General features: G+C 44.0%; 17 protein-coding genes and 3 pseudogenes. 13 read left to right on the top strand and 7 right to left on the bottom strand.

The genetic code is table 11. The features are described from left to right. Positions 1 to 94: 94 nt before the first annotated feature. From cpcA to QUB35_RS32480, 5 genes are all read left to right on the top strand, one after another. Entirely contained in the window at positions 95 to 583 is a 489-nt protein-coding gene (gene cpcA, locus QUB35_RS32500) for a phycocyanin subunit alpha (protein WP_006631256.1), read from the top strand. A 148-nt stretch (positions 584 to 731) separates the two neighbouring features. Then, positions 732 to 1547, top strand: a complete 816-nt coding sequence (locus QUB35_RS32495) for a phycobilisome linker polypeptide (RefSeq protein WP_333146102.1) — start codon at positions 732 to 734, stop codon at positions 1545 to 1547. Positions 1548 to 1741: 194 nt separating this feature from the next. Further along, a complete protein-coding gene (locus QUB35_RS32490) occupies positions 1742 to 2611 on the top strand; it encodes a phycobilisome linker polypeptide (RefSeq protein ID WP_333146100.1) in 870 nt (289 codons plus the stop codon). A gap of 268 nt (positions 2612 to 2879) precedes the next feature. After that, positions 2880 to 3164, top strand: a complete 285-nt coding sequence (locus QUB35_RS32485; protein ID WP_333146098.1) for a phycobilisome linker polypeptide — start codon at positions 2880 to 2882, stop codon at positions 3162 to 3164. Between the two features lie 247 nt (positions 3165 to 3411). Then, positions 3412 to 4245 (top strand): HEAT repeat domain-containing protein, encoded by an 834-nt coding sequence (locus QUB35_RS32480; RefSeq protein WP_333146096.1) that lies wholly within the window; start codon positions 3412 to 3414, stop codon positions 4243 to 4245. Positions 4246 to 4317: 72 nt separating this feature from the next. Here QUB35_RS32480 and QUB35_RS32475 read toward each other — a convergent pair. Further along, a pseudogene (locus tag QUB35_RS32475) lies at positions 4318 to 5273 on the bottom strand (IS630 family transposase). Positions 5274 to 5640: 367 nt separating this feature from the next. On the opposite strand from QUB35_RS32475, the gene QUB35_RS32470 reads away from it, so the two are divergent. After that, entirely contained in the window at positions 5641 to 5952 is a 312-nt protein-coding gene (locus tag QUB35_RS32470; protein WP_333146094.1) for a hypothetical protein, read from the top strand. 494 nt (positions 5953 to 6446) lie between these two features. Here the strand turns inward: QUB35_RS32470 and QUB35_RS32465 are convergent, their stop codons facing one another. Together QUB35_RS32465 and QUB35_RS32460 are read right to left on the bottom strand one after the other, a co-directional pair. Next, positions 6447 to 6599: a hypothetical protein gene (locus tag QUB35_RS32465; RefSeq protein WP_333146092.1), complete on the bottom strand. Its 153-nt coding sequence runs from the start codon at positions 6597 to 6599 to the stop codon at positions 6447 to 6449. A 74-nt stretch (positions 6600 to 6673) separates the two neighbouring features. Beyond that, positions 6674 to 7267: pseudogene (locus tag QUB35_RS32460) on the bottom strand (ISAs1 family transposase). Positions 7268 to 7294: 27 nt separating this feature from the next. Between QUB35_RS32460 and QUB35_RS32455 the strand changes: the two are divergent. From QUB35_RS32455 to QUB35_RS32430, 6 genes and pseudogenes are all read left to right on the top strand, one after another. Then, positions 7295 to 7462, top strand: coding sequence for a hypothetical protein (locus QUB35_RS32455; RefSeq protein ID WP_333146090.1), 168 nt, complete (start codon positions 7295 to 7297; stop codon positions 7460 to 7462). A gap of 201 nt (positions 7463 to 7663) precedes the next feature. Further along, positions 7664 to 8053, top strand: a pseudogene (locus QUB35_RS32450) (potassium channel protein); the annotation flags it as partial. A gap of 169 nt (positions 8054 to 8222) precedes the next feature. Then, positions 8223 to 10016 (top strand): N-acetylmuramoyl-L-alanine amidase, encoded by a 1794-nt coding sequence (locus QUB35_RS32445; RefSeq protein WP_333146088.1) that lies wholly within the window; start codon positions 8223 to 8225, stop codon positions 10014 to 10016. A 259-nt stretch (positions 10017 to 10275) separates the two neighbouring features. Continuing rightward, a complete protein-coding gene (locus QUB35_RS32440; protein ID WP_333146086.1) occupies positions 10276 to 10671 on the top strand; it encodes an SH3 domain-containing protein in 396 nt (131 codons plus the stop codon). Between the two features lie 152 nt (positions 10672 to 10823). Beyond that, a complete protein-coding gene (locus QUB35_RS32435; protein WP_333146084.1) occupies positions 10824 to 11024 on the top strand; it encodes a hypothetical protein in 201 nt (66 codons plus the stop codon). A 152-nt stretch (positions 11025 to 11176) separates the two neighbouring features. Then, complete coding sequence (locus tag QUB35_RS32430) at positions 11177 to 11332, top strand: hypothetical protein (RefSeq protein WP_333146082.1); 156 nt, start codon at positions 11177 to 11179, stop codon at positions 11330 to 11332. Positions 11333 to 11369: 37 nt separating this feature from the next. On the opposite strand, the gene QUB35_RS32425 is transcribed toward QUB35_RS32430, so the two are convergent. Further along, on the bottom strand, positions 11370 to 11930 hold the full coding sequence (locus tag QUB35_RS32425) for a Uma2 family endonuclease (RefSeq protein WP_333146080.1): 561 nt from the start codon (positions 11928 to 11930) through the stop codon (positions 11370 to 11372). A 78-nt stretch (positions 11931 to 12008) separates the two neighbouring features. Beyond that, entirely contained in the window at positions 12009 to 12986 is a 978-nt protein-coding gene (locus QUB35_RS32420) for a hypothetical protein (RefSeq protein WP_333146078.1), read from the bottom strand. Between the two features lie 63 nt (positions 12987 to 13049). On the opposite strand from QUB35_RS32420, the gene QUB35_RS32415 reads away from it, so the two are divergent. Then, the gene (locus QUB35_RS32415; protein WP_333146076.1) at positions 13050 to 14246 is read left to right on the top strand and encodes a CapA family protein; all 1197 of its coding nucleotides are present in this window, start codon (positions 13050 to 13052) and stop codon (positions 14244 to 14246) included. Between the two features lie 117 nt (positions 14247 to 14363). Here QUB35_RS32415 and QUB35_RS32410 read toward each other — a convergent pair whose 3' ends face one another. Beyond that, the gene (locus QUB35_RS32410; protein ID WP_333146074.1) at positions 14364 to 15899 is read right to left on the bottom strand and encodes an NAD(P)/FAD-dependent oxidoreductase; all 1536 of its coding nucleotides are present in this window, start codon (positions 15897 to 15899) and stop codon (positions 14364 to 14366) included. A gap of 613 nt (positions 15900 to 16512) precedes the next feature. Further along, positions 16513 to 16785 (bottom strand): hypothetical protein, encoded by a 273-nt coding sequence (locus tag QUB35_RS32405; RefSeq protein WP_333146072.1) that lies wholly within the window; start codon positions 16783 to 16785, stop codon positions 16513 to 16515. Between the last annotated feature and the right edge of the window lie 186 nt (positions 16786 to 16971).

Below are 16971 nucleotides of genomic sequence, written 5' to 3'. Positions count from 1 at the left end.
AAGCGAACCTTTCTTGTAAAGAAGCGAGCATCGCATTTTTGCAAACAATCATTTTTGTACAAAAACAACACAACATTAGGGAGAAACCAGAACAATGAAAACCCCTTTGACTGAAGCAGTAACCGCAGCCGATTCTCAAGGCCGTTTCCTGAGCAGCACTGAACTGCAAGTCGCCTTCGGACGTTTCCGCCAAGCAGCAGCCGGTTTGGAAGCAGCCAAGGCTTTGACCGCCAACTCTCAGCGCTTGATCGACGGTGCAGCTCAAGCTGTGTACAACAAATTCCCGTACACACAACAAATGCAAGGCCCTAACTACGCTTCTACCCCAACCGGTAAAGCCAAGTGCTCTCGCGACATCGGCTACTACCTCCGCATGGTAACCTACTGCTTAGTTGCAGGCGGCACCGGTCCGATGGACGAGTACCTGATTGCAGGTGTTGACGAAATCAACCGGACATTTGAATTGTCTCCTAGCTGGTACGTTGAAGCTCTCAAGTACATCAAAGGCAACCACGGTCTGAGTGGCGACGCTGCAACTGAAGCGAATTCCTACATCGACTACGCAATCAACGCTCTGAGCTAGATTTGCGTGATGCCCGGAATTGTAAGCTGCTGTTAGCTTAAGTGTTAGCGGTTGTTTAGAATTCCGGGCATCTGCGATCTAAGCCTAGTTTTGCAAATACTTTTTTAAGCAGTTTTCAGTTTTTAAAGCAAAAAAGGGAGAAGCAAAGATGGCGGGATTAGGTGCAGCAGAACGGTTGGGAATAAAAGCATTTGAAGAAGCGGGACGGGTAGAACTGCGCCCACACTGGACGCAAGACGATGCGAAATCAGTAATTCGCGCTGCTTACAGCCAAGTTTTCGGCAACGAGTATTTAATGTCGAGCGAACGACTTACCAGTGCTGAATCTCTGCTGATGCAAGGGCAGATTTCAGTGAAAGATTTTGTGCGGTCAATTGCACATTCCGAAACTTATCGGAAAAAGTTTTTTTATCCGAACTCGCAAACGCGGTTAATTGAGCTTAATTACAAGCATTTGTTGGGCCGCGCTCCTTACGACGAGTCGGAAATTGCTTTCCACGTTGATTTGTACAATGCAGAAGGCTACGAAGCTGAAATCAATTCTTACATTGACTCAGTTGAGTATGAAGAAAATTTTGGCGAAAGTATAGTGCCTTACTATCGCGGTTTCGCGACTCAAAGAGGTCAAAAAACCGTCGGTTTTAACCGGATGTTTCAACTGTACCGGGGTTTTGCTTCTAGCGATCGCTCGCAAAACCAAACCCAAGCCCGCCTGACTTGGGAAGTAGCGAGAAATATGGCTTCGCCGATATACACGGCCTCCACCGGAAAAGCCCTTGGCGGCATCTCCGGCGGTTCTCGCGACCAACTCTACCGAGTCACCGCAATGCAAGGTTCGGCTAAGTTTTCCCCTCAAGTGCGCCGGACTACGACGGAATATCTCGTGCCTTACGAGCAACTTTCGAGCCGCTTGCAGCAAATCAACAAACGTGGCGGCAAAGTGGTAAGTATTACCACAGCTTAAAGTTTGTGTATAGACGTTTTTTTTGAAACGTCTTTAGCAAATTAGGACTAAGGCTAAAAAATTCTTCAATTTTATGTGGATATGTAAGGTGTGCAGTGTACACCCTACTTTGAGGCATATTATCCTTAGTCCTAAAAATTTCAAGTGCAACCAAGCATTAAACTTTTGTCATTAATAATTTAGGAGAAAATCTGGTGGCGATTACAACAGCAGCGTCCAGACTAGGAACATCCGCATTGAGCGATGCGCCGAAGGTAGAACTGCGCCCAAACTACACCAAAGACGACGTTGAAACTGTGATTCGTGCGGTTTACCGTCAGGTGCTGGGCAACGACTATTTAATGAAATCCGAGCGACTTATAAGTTCCGAGTCTTTGCTGCGGGACGGCAGTTTGACGGTACGAGAATTTGTACGCGCTGTAGCTAAGTCAGAACTGTACAAAACCAAGTTTTTCTACAACAGCTTCCAAACTCGGACGATCGAACTAAACTACAAACACTTGCTCGGTCGCGCTCCCTACGACGAATCTGAAGTAGTTGAGCACTTAGATTTGTACCAAACACAAGGCTACGACGCTGATATTGATTCTTACATCGATTCAGTAGAGTATCAAGAAAACTTTGGCGAAAGTATCGTCCCTTACTACCGCGGCTTTAACACCCAGCGCGGTCAAAAAACCGTTGGTTTTACCCGGATGTTCCGCTTGTATCGCGGCTATGCAAACAGCGATACATCTCAACTAGAAGGCAATAACTCTCGCTTAGCTGTCGAACTCGGCACTAACACCGCTACGGCTGTAGTTGGGCCTTCTGGCGGTAACGAAGGTTGGGCATATCGGCCTTCTGCTAGAAACGTAACTCCCAGCAGCACTTTCGGCGGCGCTGCTGCTTACGGCAAAGAAGGACGGCTGGTGCGCGTGGAAGTTTCGGGCATTCGCACGGGCGGCTATCCCAGCGTGCGCCGCAGCAGCAAGGCTTTCATCGTACCTGTTGAGGAGTTGTCCTCGCAAATGCAGAAATTTCAACGCATGGGCGCGAAAATCGCCAGCATTACTCCCATTTAGTCATACCAATTTAATGTGAAGTTGCACATATCTCGATCCCCCTAAATCCCCCTTAAGAAGGGGGACTTTGAGAAGAATCTTGTCCCCCCCTTATTAAGGGGGGTTAGGGGGGATCAGATTCTACGGGGCCTCATAAAAAATTGGTATCAGTTGGCAGTTGGCAGTTGGCAGTTACTAGCTTTTAGTCAACAGTCAACAGTCAACAGTCAACAGTCAACAGTCAACAGTCAACAGTCAACAGTCAGAATTACCAATTACCAAGAAGCTTATGTTGGGTCAAATTGTAGGTGGAAAAAGTGGCAATACAGCTTCGGCTGGTCGCTGCTTTCGGTATGAAGTTGTCGGCTTGCGCCAAAGCGATGAAACAGATAATGTGGATTATTCGATTCGATCGAGCGCGAGTACATTTATCAACGTGCCTTACAATCGGATGAATCAAGAAATGCAGCGGATTACTCGCATGGGCGGGAAAATTGTCAGCATTCATCCTTTAAACGCGGGTGCAGAATCATCCCATGAGTCATCTCATGAATCATCGCACGATCACCAATAGTTTGGTTGAAGGGGCGATGAAAATCGCTCCGACACAAGCTAGAAGGGGCGATGAAAATCGCTCCTAGACAAACAAAGTCCACTCCAAGCGGACTAAGAGTTAATGCAACCCGCGCAAGCGGGTTTTGTCTGTTTAGTAGCGATTTTAATCGGCCAGTTTCCCTAACCCTTGCCTTGCAGGTTTTGTCTGTGTAGCAGCGATTTCAATCGCCGAATAACTAATAACTAATAACTAATCACTAATCACTATGGATTATTACGAATCCGACTCACCGCCGGCGGGTGTAGCTGAGGGCGAGTCTTTAACAGTTGAACAGGCGATCGCAAATTTGCACTCCCAAGATTACAGTCTCCGGTATTATGCTGCTTGGTGGGTGGGCAGATTTAGAGTCAAGGAACCTGCAGCTATTGCAGCTTTAATTGCCGCATTGGAAGAAGAGTCAGAACAAACAAAAATCGGCGACTATTCCCTATTACGAAATGCGGCGCGGGCTCTGGGTAAATTGGGCGACAAACAAGCCTTGCCGGCCCTGATTCGCTGTTTGGAATGCGCCGATTATTACGTGCGAGAAGCGGCGGCTCAAGCTCTAGAAATGCTGGGCTATCGCGATTCTATTGAGCCGCTAATGAAGCTATTGGATGGGGGCGTAGCTGTGGCTGTGCGAGTGCCAGGAAAATCGCACCTCGTGCAACCTTACGACTCGGTAATTGAAGCTTTGGGAACGCTGCAAGCGACAGAAGCAATACCGCTAATTTCACCTTTTTTAGAACATTCTGTGGAGCGGGTGCAGTACGCGGCGGCGCGGGCGATGTATCAGTTAACTGGTGAGCGGGTTTACGGAGAGCGGTTGGTAAGTGCTTTGAATGGGGATAATTTGCAGTTGAGGCGATCGGCTTTGATGGACTTGGGGGCGATCGGCTATTTGCCGGGAGCGCAAGCTATTTCTGAGACTTTAGCAGAAAATAGCCTGAAATTGATTGCGCTCAAAGGAGTTTTGGAGCATCACCTCAATCAACAAGAATCTCTATCTTTGTCAGATGAAGCTATCCGCGTTATGGATTTAATGGATAGTTTACTGTGAAAAAAATTAGTTTACAACTGAAATAGGATTGCTGTAGCGATCATCAATGGTCAGCCGTATATATAGCCTTTCTCAAAAAGATGAGGTACAATAACAGCAGTGTGTAAACCAGTTAAAAATATTTGACGATGTAACTTGTCCGAACGCAAACTAAGAGTGCTTTTCCTAATTCTTGATAATTAGTAGTCTTGATAGAACGGAGAATGATTTTAAGTTTTGACCACAGATTTTCAATCGGTGAAAAATCTGGTGAAGAAGGTGATAAGTATATTAATTTTGCCCCGGTTTCTTCGATCGCTTTTTTCACTTCTTCTCCCAGGTGAATGGGACAGTTATCCATCACTACACAAGCACCTTTCCATAGTTTTGGCACAAGTTTTCTGATAATAAAAGCTTCAAATGTAATTGCATCAGTTCCGCCTATTAGATTAACCGATGTCAAAATTTCATTGACTGACATTGCTCCAATTATTGAGACATTTTTGCCACGTTTAGTTGGTTTTGGCCCCTTGGCCCTTTCACCTTTTAAAGACCTAGCATATAACCTCACCATTGCCAAATTAACTCCCGATTCGTCAATGAATATTAAGTCTTTCAAACTAATATTTTTAATTGTTTTCCCGAACTCACCTCGCAGGATTGGAACTCGCTCAGTGCCTTTGCCTGAAGGGAAGAGAGTTTTTTTTAACAGTAATGTTTAAGAGTTTTATCATTCTTCCTATTGTTGCTCTACTAACGGAAAATCCAATTTTCCCATAAAGTAAATAACGGAGTTCTTCAAGAGTTGCATCATTATTTCCTTCAATCAATTCCGCCAAGATGAGTAGGCGATCCGCATTCAGTTTTCCTTTGACTCCACATCGGTCAGTTCTCGGGGTAATATTTTTTGTTTCACGATATTGTTTAAGCAATTTTTGTACAAAACTCAGGGCTACAGAAAAACGCTTAGCTATTGCTTTTTGTGAAATGGGTTCAGCATGATAAGTATCAAGGATTTTTTGCCTAAAATCAATCGAATAAGCTTTCATTTTTAACAATGTATGAAGTTTGGTATCAGTAAACGTGTTGTGAGTCAAGCAGATCGTGCTGTCAACAAAATGCTATTATGTGTGGTATCGCTTTCGCGTGGCTGTACTGAACCATGTAATTATAGTTCATTTGATCTTATCTTCTCTGTTTGACCCCCACAAGTGAGTGTCAGTAACATGATATCTCATATGAGAGCTCGAAATGCTATATAGCCTTTCGAGCTCTCATATGAGGTACTCATGGGCATAGGCCTCCGTGGCCTCCGTGGGCATACCTCACCACGCTTGAGAACCGCTATAGCAATCCTAAATCATTATCAAGACTATGAGACAATTATATGCAATACTTGATTGTGACCATAAAAAAATGAATAACTTACAACTGCCACAAAAAGATAGGGAAAAAGAAATAGCCCAATTAGAATCTTTCATTAAAAGCGATATCGATGCCAGAGAACTAAAACGAGCAATAGCTGATCCGATGGCGCTCTCAGGTAATATCTACCATGAAATCAGCAAGATATGGCGTGTAAGTAAATTTTTTAGTGGTTATTGGAAAAAACAATTTAAAACCCAAGGCATCGCCGGAATCAACCTAGGACATAAAGGGTCAAAAGGGTATTTAACAGCTCGACAAAATACTGACGTAATCGAGTGGTTAAAGAATAAACAATATTAGAATTTAGATGAGCTGGTTACTTATTTAGCTCCCGGGTAAACGCATCTAAATTAATTTGACAAAAAAGTGAATTTGTGCATTACTAAATCACTAAAAAAACATTCTTAAAATTCTTAATTTTCACCCGACTTGATCACATTAAATCAGAACCTTAAGATTTTCTGAAGTTCTTAAAGCCGGATAATTTTCCTTCTTAGATAGGTGTTAGATTGCGAGTATTAACTGGCAGAGTTTAAAGTTTGAACTAAATAATTATTGTCCATTGCCGCTCGATACCGTTTCATTTTTAGACTTTGTGCCGGAAGTTTTCTCTTGTTTCAGTAAATTTATTGCTAGCCTCCGATTGAAGTGCAAGATTTTCGGGAGAGTTCTGTTTCCGAATCCGGCTTTCATCTTCACAAAATGTAACATAGAGTGTCCAATGTAAGCTATTTTCAATGCCCAAATGATTGCAGATCGCCCCAGCAATTTTTTCAGCATGACTGCTTAAACTACTAAGCGTAAAAACTAGCTTCTGTCGTGGTTTTATTCCACAGCCGTCGTTCACTAACTATCATGACAACTGTTTTTAATCCCGTCCATAATTCTTGATTGTGCAGAGGTGGTAACTCGGATACATCAACAGTCCACACTTGTCTTTTTTCCACTCCATGATGTCCCGGTTCTACTTGCTCATGCCGGATTGTAGTCTCTGCCTAAATAATCTTATTTCTTAGGTACTTCAAACCACTCTTTCACAGCTTGGTAGAGGAGTTTTTGATTCCCTTTTAAAGCTAAAACATAATCTCCTTTTTTCTTGATAATCAGAGATGTTATGTCTTTTTGACATCAAGCGAGCATCTATGGTTATTACGCTTCCGGCAATTTCTAACATTTCTATTAATGCCGGAATTGCTGTCAGCTCGTTAGATTTTTTATCGACTTTTTTTGCTAAAAATAATTGATGAAATGAACACCACGCAGTGACTATATGTAGCGCTTTTTGCTGGTTATTTCGGTCATAAGATTGTTTCATCGTTTTGCCATAAATGGCAATCACGTTTAGTTATAATTCCCCGAATATCGCATTTACCCAACTCAAAAAACATTCTTGAAACTGCTGCGGTTCAATTCGGGCAAATACCCGACTAAATGTGTCAGGAGATGGTATACCATTCGGTAATTCTAGAAAGCTTTTTAACCATTCATATTTGGCATTACCATAGTCTTCTATTGCCACCCATCCGTCGGCACCGCTGAGGACAGCTAGAATCGCAATTGATCTAAGATCTTTAAGTAAGTGTTCTTTACTTCTTTCTATTCTTGGGTCTTTCACGGAAAGCAAAAGGGGAGCATCTCACCTTTGCAGCCCTCCGCTAGAAATTGGAGTTTTGAGGCAGGAGGCAGGAGGCAGGAGGCAGAAGGAAAGAGGCAGAAGGAAAGAGGCAGAAGGAAAGAGGCAGAAGGAAAGAAGAAGAAGGAAGGAGCCAGAAGGAGGAATGAGCCAGAAGAAGTATTTTTACAAATATGAGATGCTCCCAGCAAAAGGCTCTAAAAAACTGGTATTTAAAAGATTCTTTTAAGGCAATGAATCTTTTGGTTTTTGTTGCGAAGTTACAGCTTTACTAAAACCTCTTGCCATTGATAGCACCACTAAACTACAAGAAACTACCTAGAAAATTAGTCGGATATAACTGTAGCATCTTTGGGGTTAAAGTTAAGATGCGTTTACCCTGGCAATCAATACCCCCACTTTGCTTTAATGGTGCAGCAAGTTTTTGAGTTTGAAGGAGTTTTGAACCCGACGGAATTGGCGGCTCCTGCTTTCGCGGCGGCGGCGATTGGAGGCAGAATTTTGGGCAACGGAATGACTGCTGATAGTCTATGGGTTTGCTTGGCCACATTGATTACGCCAAACCATCCTTTCTGTGGCCACCGTATTCAAGATGCTGCTAAGTCTGCGGATTTTGTGCCTCTGTATGCCGAAACTAAGGGTCAAACTATTCACGGCTGGGATTTGCTGAATTGTTGTCTGAGTGCGGGGGATGTTTTGTATTTGACGATGCCTGCGAATCGGTTGGATCAACTGTGGAGAACGACCTCTGAACTAATTAAAACTTAATGGTTTGACGCGGGAATTTATATTGCCTATCGCTCAATTGCAACTACAAACCTGATAAAATGGGCTCTGTCTAGTAAATAAGACTTACCACTAATCCTCTGAAATCCGGTTTCTTAGGGCAACTTCTAGTATAAATAACCAACAGAGTCTCAATTAGTTGCGATATAGAATGAGAAAATTTTTAGCATTATGTGTGTTTGGTCTGATAATGGCGATCGCCTCTGTAGCTGTCGCCGCTCAACCTTTGTTCGTCGCTTATCCTCCCGCTAACCACAAAACTACAGCCGATCGCATCTTTTTAATCGGTACAGCGCCCGCACCGGGACAAGTTTTAGTAAATGGCAACCAAATTTCGCGCACCGCAGTCGGCCATTTCGCCCCGACTTTTCCGCTGCAACTCGGCGAAAATGTCTTTACCTTGCGTTACGAAAATCAGGAAGTCAAAATTAAGGTGACGCGCGAGTCTAATCAGCCGGTAGCCCCTGTAGGATTGGCTTTTGCTAAAGATTCTCTGACGCCGAAAGTCGATGTCGCGAGTTTGCCGGGGGAATATATTTGCTTTGGGGCGATCGCACCTGCCAATGCTCAAGTTTCAGTAAAATTGGCGGGCGTTACTATTCCTTTAAAAGCGCGATCGCAAGTGGAACTACCCGACAACAAATCTGTATTATTAGGTGAAAACTCCCCGATCAAAAAAGGCGGCAGCCAACAGTATCAAGGCTGCGGTAAAACCCCTGAGAACGCCATCTCATCTAAGGGAGAAAAAGTTGATTTAGGCCTACCCTCGTTTGAGCTAACAATGAACGAGCGAACTATCAGCCAACAAGGTACTGGCAAGATTTCTATTCTGTCTCCGGCGGATTTAGAAATAGCAGAAGTAACGGCAGAACCGGGCGTTGCCCGAACCGGAGCGAGTACAGATTTTTCTCGGATGACACCGCTGCCGAAGGGAACGCGAGCAACAATTATCGGGCGCGAAGGAGAATGGCTCAGACTCGATTACGGTGCTTGGATTAAAGCATCGGAAGTGCGAATTGTCAAGGATACAGTGCCTCCGCGATCGATTATTCGCAGCGCCAGCTCGCGTCAAGTTTCCGGCTGGACAGAGGTGTTATTTCCCTTAGAAACACCCGTCCCAGTCACCGTGCAGGAAGGAGAACGCACTTTCACTTTAACCCTGTACAATACTACCGCTCAAACTGACATTATTCGCCTCTCTGATGACCCAGTAATTTTGCGTTTGGAATGGCAACAAATCGCGCCACAGCAAGTACAATATACTTTTAATCTCAAATCTGCCCAGCAGTGGGGCTATAAATTGAGATACGAGGGCACAACTTTAGTGCTGTCTTTAAAAAACCCGCCCGCGAATACAAGCATGACACCTGTGTCGCAAGCAAAGCCGCTGTCGGGAATTAAGATTCTCATCGATGCGGGACACGGCGGGCCGGAAGATGGAGGTGCTGTGAGCCCAGTGGGAATTAGGGAAAAAACAGTAGCTTTAACGGTGTCGAAATTGGTGCAAGAGGAATTGGTAAATCGGGGCGCGAATGTGCTAATGACGCGGGTAGAAGATGTCGATTTGGATTTGCCGCCAAGGGTGGAAATGATTCAAAAAGAAGAACCTGCGATCGCAATTTCAATTCACTACAATGCTTTGCCGGATAACGGCGACGCCATTAATACTAAAGGCGTCGGCGCTTTCTGGTTTCACCCGCAAGCGCACAGTTTGGCAATGTTTTTGCACAATTATTTAGTTGCCAATTTGAACCGTCCGAGCTATGGTGTATTCTGGAACAACTTAGCCATGACTCGTCCTGCCGTTACTCCATCTGTTTTAATGGAATTGGGATTTATGATCAATCCCGAAGAGTTTGAATGGATTGTGAATCCGACAGAACAGAAGAAGTTAGCCGAGGCGATCGCCCAAGGTGTTACCGAATGGTTTGCCTCTGTCAAATAACAGTTAGTAGTAATACCAATTTTTTATGAGGCCCCGTAGAATCCGATCCCCCCTAGCCAAGGGCGGGCACGGGGGCACCGCCCCTACTAAGGGGGGGACAAGATTCCGATCAAAGTCAACCCCTACTCCCCTTCTTAAGGGGGATGCGAGGGGGATCGAGATATGTGCAACTTCACATTAAATTGGTATAAGGACTGAAGTCCTTATCAAAAAAATCATAGTCAGGACTCCAGCTCGGTCAATCCAAGGAAATGAAATAATGCTAATTTTTACTCAATCCAAAGCCTTTTTCATTGCAGCCGTCGTTGCAAGTTTTAGCTTCTCACTTTACAGCTTTCCTGTTTTCGGCAAGCAGCAAAGTCTTGCTCCAGAAAAAGCAGAAGCTTTAAAAAAGCAAACTCAATGCTCGTTTATTACAGGTGAAGGTGGCGCTGTTAACCTTCGCAAAGGCCCAGGCAATCAGTACCCGGTTGTAGCTAAATTGAAAAGAGGAGACGGAGTTAGGGCTGTCAGCAGACAAGGTAATTGGGTAAAAATTGCGGCCAGATTTTCGGGAAATCCTCCTAATGAAACTTTGACAATCCTTGACGGTTGGGTGAGCAATCAATTTATTAATGGCTGTTCCGAAGACCAATTTGAGAGGTGGCGGCAATAGGAAATTTCCTAGGGGCGGGTTTTACAGACAATATATGTAGGGGCGGGTTTTACAGACAATATATAACGAGTACAAACAATGTATATAAACCCGCCCCCACACCACCAATAACCTACATGAACCTTGATTTCGATCGCAGTAGAAAAACATAGATGGGGATTTACCGTTGGGTGGGGGCGGGTTTACTAGATTGTCGATTATTGACAATTATTGTCGGTGAAACCCGCCCCTACGATCGGCGGTTTCAACCGCAACTACACTTGCCTTGCCTCCGCGCCACGCGAGACTTTAAAGTCAGCAATCAATGTATTAATGGCTGTTCCGAAGACCAATTTGACAGGTGGCGGAAATAGGGAATTTCCTAGGGGCGGGTTTTACAGACAATATATGTAGGGGCGGGTTTTACAGACAATATATAACGAGTACAAACAATCTATATAAACCCGCCCCCACACCACCAATAACCTACATGAACCTTGATTTTGATCGCCGGAGAAAAACATAGATGGGGATTTACCATTGGGTGGGGGCGGGTTTACTATATTGTCGATTATTAACAATTATTGTCGGTGAAACCCGCCCCTACGATCGGCGGTTTCAACCGCAACTACACTTGCCTTGCCTCCGCGCCACGCGAGACTTTAAAGAAAAGGAGATTTAAAACCGGATGTGATGTAAAAAAAGACGATCGCCCTGATTCATTCTTGCATTCTCAACCAGCTAAACACCTGTTCAGCGGTGATATTCAAGGGAATCATTTCGGGAACAGGAACGACATCGCTACCTTCGCAGAATTGCGGTTGTTGGTTGGGTAAAAACGCTAAAATCGATCGATCGTCTGGATCGATTAGCCACCCCAACTGACAATTATGTTGCAGACAGTGAATGATTTTTTTAGTTACGCGATTTGAGCTTTGTTGTGGCGAGAGAATTTCTATCGCCCAATACGGTGCAATTAGCACATCATCCAACGGTTCACCGCTCTCATCAAATTCAATTTGTTCCCACAATAGTACCGCAATATCTGGAACAATCGATCGACCGCCAAACGTACACCGCAACTCTGGAAAGGCATAAGCTATCTTGGGAGTTTGCGTCACCTGATTAATTTCGTTGCAGGTTCTTAATTGCAATAGACTGTGCTTTGTTTTCGGCATAGGTTTTTGGATAATCTCGCCCTCAATGTATTCGCTAGCCGGTTTAGTTTCTGGCAGTTTCAGAAATTGTTCAAGAGTAAGGCGCTCAGTTGCGATCGTCATAAATAAATTCCTCAATTCTACCTATCTTAAGTGTAATCCCAAAAATATTTCTTTTGCATAAATTTTGTGTTACCTCGCCTAATTTGGCGGAACAATCTGCTGTTTAAATTCAAACAAATTAGGATTTGTAGGGTCATAAAACGCCCGCAACCAATGCACGTTTGGAGAACCAAAAGTTTCAACCCTAGTAAAATTTTTCATTCTCGGTAGTTGAGTCTCATCGGTAAAATAGGGTAAAGGTTTATCGATGCGGAAATAGTGAGTATCGCCGTGGACGAATACAACCTGCCCTGGGAAATTGCCTGTTTCTGTTTCCAGAGTTGCGATAAAATCGTTGTAGCCGCTTCTTCTTTTGTCGGTCGGATCGAGTTCAAATCCCGGATTTGCCTGTGCAACTAACACAATTCCTTTGCTGTTGCTGCGTTTGGCTAAAACAAAACATTCTTTGATCCAGGCTAAGTTAGCCCAATTGCGATCGGCATATTCTGCATCTGCTTCGGGAGTGCGGCCAAAATTGTTGTTGCTTCCCGGCATATTAATCGCGAAAAACACAACTCCATGATAAATCCAGCGAACATTTTCGCGGAATTTAGCAAACTGCGGGTTTTCGCTTTGACGGGTGAGAGTTAAGGTGCGCTTTCCCAAACTTTGATTACCGTTGCTAAATATTTCTCGCAGTTTAGCCAGTCTTTCTACTGGATCGTAACTGCCGTTTTTTGAACGGTGGCAATCCGTCCATTCATTGTCACCATAGGCAAGAATAAACGGCATCTCAAAATTGTCAAATAACTGCTTGCGGCTGACAAAAGTTGCATCATCGCAGACACTAGAACCGTTTTTAATGTCGCCGTCGTGGACGACAAACGCTGCGGGCGATCGATTGATATCTGCAATCAAACTCGGAAATTGTGCTTCCTGTTCGGCACTGTAGGGCAAATCGCCAATCAAGGCAAATTCAAAAGGTCTATCGCCGGAAGTTTGAGCGTAAGTCAAAACACCAAAAGCTGTAATTGATACAAAAACAATAAAGGCAATAATTAGATAGTTTTTTTTCATTTTTTGATTCGTAACTAAATTAGTTATGATACCATATAAGCCGACAAATAACTCTCAAAAATCATGGATTTTCGTCGGTTGCTCTCGCTAATTGCCATGCTTTCGATCGCAGGCTGCAATATCCAAACGCCACAAACCAACACACAGCCTACAGAAAGTCGATCGCCAATTGCAGCCCCTGTTCCCGCCAAACCAAAGTCTGAAATCAAAGAAGCAAAACTAATTGCTGTCGGCGACATCATGATGCACAGTACCCAAACGCGATCGGGCTACGACGCAAAAAATAAAACATACAATTTTGACACTTTCTTCGCACCAGTTAAAAGTATCCTGTCAACAGGCGATTGGGTGATCGGAAATCTCGAAACACCTTTAGCGGGCGAAGATGCGGGCGGATATACGGGATATCCGCTATTTAACGCACCGGCTCAATTAGCGGATGCGGCTAAAAAAGCTGGATTTAATATCTTGACAACTGCGAACAATCATGCTTTAGACCGTGGAGAAAAAGGGGTAATTAGGACGATCGCCAATCTGAGCGATCGCAAAATTGCCTCAACAGGAACAGCCACATCAGCCGCCGCAGCCGATCGCACTTTAATCAGCACCAAAAACAACATTTCATTAGCCAAGCTAGCCTACACCTACGGCACAAACGGCATTCCCATACCCAAAGGCAAAGATTACTTAGTTTCCCTAATCGACGAAAAAAAGATAGTCAAAGACATTGCCAAAGCCCGCAAACAAGGAGCAGATATTATCGCAATTTCCCTGCATTTTGGCGACGAATATCAGCGACAGCCAAACACCCAACAAAAACAATTAGTGGAAAACCTATTAAAAGCCGGTGCAGACATCATTCTCGGCAGCCATCCCCACGTCGTCCAACCTTACAAAATTTTTAACTTCCCCGGCAAAAATGGGAAAACCCGCAAAGCTGTAGCAATTTATTCAATGGGAAACTTCATTTCCGGTCAGAATAAAAAATATACAGACTTAGGCGTGATTTTCCAAGTAAATCTTCGCAAAACATTGCCAGAAAAAACCACAGAAATTACCAGCATCAAAACCTTTCCGACTTGGGTACACCGCTATACTTTGAACAATAAAACGAACTATCGAGTTTTGCCCTTAGAAACAACTGTCAGCCAGAAAAACGATGCACTACTAGCAACTTCACAGTATCCTGTTTTATCAAAATATTTGCAGGATATGAACAATCATCTTAACTCTTTGAATAGTCCGAAAAAATCCAAATAATTTGGGATTGAGAATTGGCAATTGGGCATTGGTGATTGGAATTGGAGGCCTAGCCGAGCGATTTGTATTCCCAGGCAGTGCCCATTGCTAAGGTAACAGCTTAAGCTAGGAAAGCAATCATGTATCCAACGCAAGAGGGTGTAGTGGAGTAGAGCGACTTTTCTTTTTGTGATTATATTCTTCCCATACTCCAAGATAATCTGATGGTTGATATCTGCCGAATATCTCAGCGAAAATGTTAGGCAATTTTCGATAAGGAGAAACACCCAGATCTTTAAGCATGATGTCAATATATTGTTGGAAGCGAGTGTTGGTCGCACAGGATCGCGAAGGTTCAAATTGAATATTTGCGCGTTTCCACTGGCGGATATATTCAATACTTTTTTCCATATTTTCGCTGGAAGGTAACTCAAGTTCACCACGCAAGTAAGCACACAGCCATTGTGTGGCGATCTCGACTGCTGGCACGTGCATATATCCATGATTGAACCCAGCAAAGGCAATGCCCGGAATGCGAGGATGAAGCAAGTGGCGATATAACTGCACGCCATCGGGTTCGGTTTCCAACATTTTTCGATATTTATCAGGCAAAAATGGAAAAATCGGCGTTTGCGAACCCAAAGATAGAACGACTAAATCGCATGGAATCTCGCAACCATTTTTCAACTTTACTGCTTCTGGCGAAAAACCCGATAATTCTGCACGGTGGGGCGAGATTTTTCCTTCTGCAATAAACGGATAGTAATTTTCAGGCGCAACCGCTGTGGCTGAACGTAAATCAGGCAATAGTTTGTGGTCTGGTTGTACAGCTTTGATGCGGCGCTGGGCCTCTTGACCTTTTCCAGAAACATTTCGCTGAACTTGAAAGCGGAAGATGGATGCAATCAAATCCCAAAAAGCTGAAACAATGAAGCCAAGGCGATTGTGCAGGAAACGTTCAATGGCGGTTGGATGCGCCCAACTTGTCATCATCACTGTTCCAAAGCGGCTGAATAATGCGTAGGTAAAATGTACGCCCAAAATCCATTCGGGGATAAGCCAGCGCGGTGTACGAAATACATGATTTACTTGTGCGCCTTGTTTTGCTGCGAAAGTCGCCATGTCTAAGGCGCTTTTTCCGAAGCCAACGATTACAACTCGTTGATTATCAAATATATCAAGCGTGTGGACATCCCGTTCAGTGATGATTTTCCCGCCGAAATCTTCGATACCTGGAAATTCAGGTTGATACTTTCCTTCTGTATATTGCCCAACTGAGATAACGACGTATCCAAATAATTCTTCGTGAACGCCCTCCTGGTTTTTATATCTTAATAGCCAGCCATCTTCTGTTTCTTTTAGTTCGATAACTTCGTGATTTAACCGCACATCAAGCTTTAGATGGTTGACCGCTTGCACCCAATAATTCAGGATTTGTTCTCCGGTGGGATGTAAATCAGGGCTGAATGGCCAGGGAAAATCTGATAAATGATACTGTTCCCTGATATTTTGCAGGTGTACGTTTGGGTATGCAACTGCCCATACTCCGCCCATCTTTTCGGCTTTCTCGAAAACAACTGCTTGGAAACCATTTTTCTTTAGAATGTTGGCTGTCGTAATGCCTGATATTCCCGCGCCAATAATGGCAATTGGCATACCGTTTTTGTATTGCATATATTTGAGTCTCCTGATTGGGTAGGGTTATTAGAGTAATTCTCGTGACGGAGTGACAAAAAACCGGACAGCCTTGCACTGATAAGAGTTTAAATCGATCGCTCTCACAAAGACAGAAGCGTTGTCACCCCCTCAGATCCGCGACCTTAACCCCACCTGCTGATAGTAGCTTAGTTGGTTATAGACGCTTCGGGGAGAGGAATTCTTGCAGTCTGGCTGCTACAGGCTCAGTTGAGGCAAGCTGGCACATTCCGATCGCCCCAAGGATGTAACTAATAACTAATAACTAATAACTGCTTAATTAACCAAGCGATCGCCCCTTCCACATCAGCAACCTGCTCAACATCAGGAATCTGCGGGCGCTACACCATCACCACCAGAATTCCCAGTTCTCTAGTCGCAACAACTTTAGCATAAGTAGCAGCTCGCCCGCGGTTTTTACTAACCATTGTATAATATGATATTCTCATAGTAATTGCCGCTCGTCTAGCATCGGAATAGTAAAATCCAGTCAAAGTCAATAATCACGGATGGTGCAACCGGACGCGATTGGATTCATCTGCGTTAATCTGTGTTTATCTGCCATCATCTGCGGTTAAAAAAAGAGAATGTATTAACCGCCCCGGACAAGGTATTGACGCCCATTTACGCAGAAGTCGAGAAGAGAGATAGGAATAATTCCGATGCTAACAGATTTGATATTACCCGCAAGTAGGACACCGCAGTGCCGTTTCCCTACAATTAACCGGGCAATCGTTATATCCGATCGCGCGATCGCCCAGAACTCCGCAAGATTCGGATGAATTTCTTCTGTATAATTCTCACAGTGAGTACCAACTATTTTTGACGCTAAAACAGGAGCGTCGAAAGTAAATTTTTCCCTCAATTTGAGTACAAGTTTCTACCTTGACTCCAGGCAAGTCTAATCGATAGTCTAAATTAGGGCTTGCTGAATCAGTGAGAAAAGTAAACAGTGTATGGGTTTTCCGACCAACAAAGTAGTAAGGGTGCAAGAAAAACAGGTATAATCAGTCAAAACCCGTGCATCACCACCTGCGATCGTGTATAGAAA

The organism is Microcoleus sp. B13-B6 (assembly GCF_036705405.1).
Taxonomy (GTDB): Bacteria; Cyanobacteriota; Cyanobacteriia; order Cyanobacteriales; family Microcoleaceae; genus Microcoleus.
This window is presented reverse-complemented; position numbering and strand designations above follow the sequence as displayed.

Bases quoted from the DNA above. Each gene is read 5' to 3' on its own strand.
- QUB35_RS32430 (WP_333146082.1), top strand. From the start codon at position 11,177: ATGGGGATTTACCATTGGGTGGGGGCGGGTTTACTATATTGTCGATTA.
- QUB35_RS32435 (WP_333146084.1), top strand. From the start codon at position 10,824: ATGGGGATTTACCGTTGGGTGGGGGCGGGTTTACTAGATTGTCGATTA.
- QUB35_RS32415 (WP_333146076.1), top strand. From the start codon at position 13,050: ATGGATTTTCGTCGGTTGCTCTCGCTAATTGCCATGCTTTCGATCGCA.
- QUB35_RS32410 (WP_333146074.1), bottom strand. From the start codon at position 15,899: ATGCAATACAAAAACGGTATGCCAATTGCCATTATTGGCGCGGGAATA.
- cpcA (WP_006631256.1), top strand. From the start codon at position 95: ATGAAAACCCCTTTGACTGAAGCAGTAACCGCAGCCGATTCTCAAGGC.
- QUB35_RS32420 (WP_333146078.1), bottom strand. From the start codon at position 12,986: ATGAAAAAAAACTATCTAATTATTGCCTTTATTGTTTTTGTATCAATT.
- QUB35_RS32425 (WP_333146080.1), bottom strand. From the start codon at position 11,930: ATGACGATCGCAACTGAGCGCCTTACTCTTGAACAATTTCTGAAACTG.
- QUB35_RS32440 (WP_333146086.1), top strand. From the start codon at position 10,276: ATGCTAATTTTTACTCAATCCAAAGCCTTTTTCATTGCAGCCGTCGTT.
- QUB35_RS32445 (WP_333146088.1), top strand. From the start codon at position 8,223: ATGAGAAAATTTTTAGCATTATGTGTGTTTGGTCTGATAATGGCGATC.
- QUB35_RS32480 (WP_333146096.1), top strand. From the start codon at position 3,412: ATGGATTATTACGAATCCGACTCACCGCCGGCGGGTGTAGCTGAGGGC.
- QUB35_RS32470 (WP_333146094.1), top strand. From the start codon at position 5,641: ATGAATAACTTACAACTGCCACAAAAAGATAGGGAAAAAGAAATAGCC.
- QUB35_RS32485 (WP_333146098.1), top strand. From the start codon at position 2,880: ATGTTGGGTCAAATTGTAGGTGGAAAAAGTGGCAATACAGCTTCGGCT.
- QUB35_RS32495 (WP_333146102.1), top strand. From the start codon at position 732: ATGGCGGGATTAGGTGCAGCAGAACGGTTGGGAATAAAAGCATTTGAA.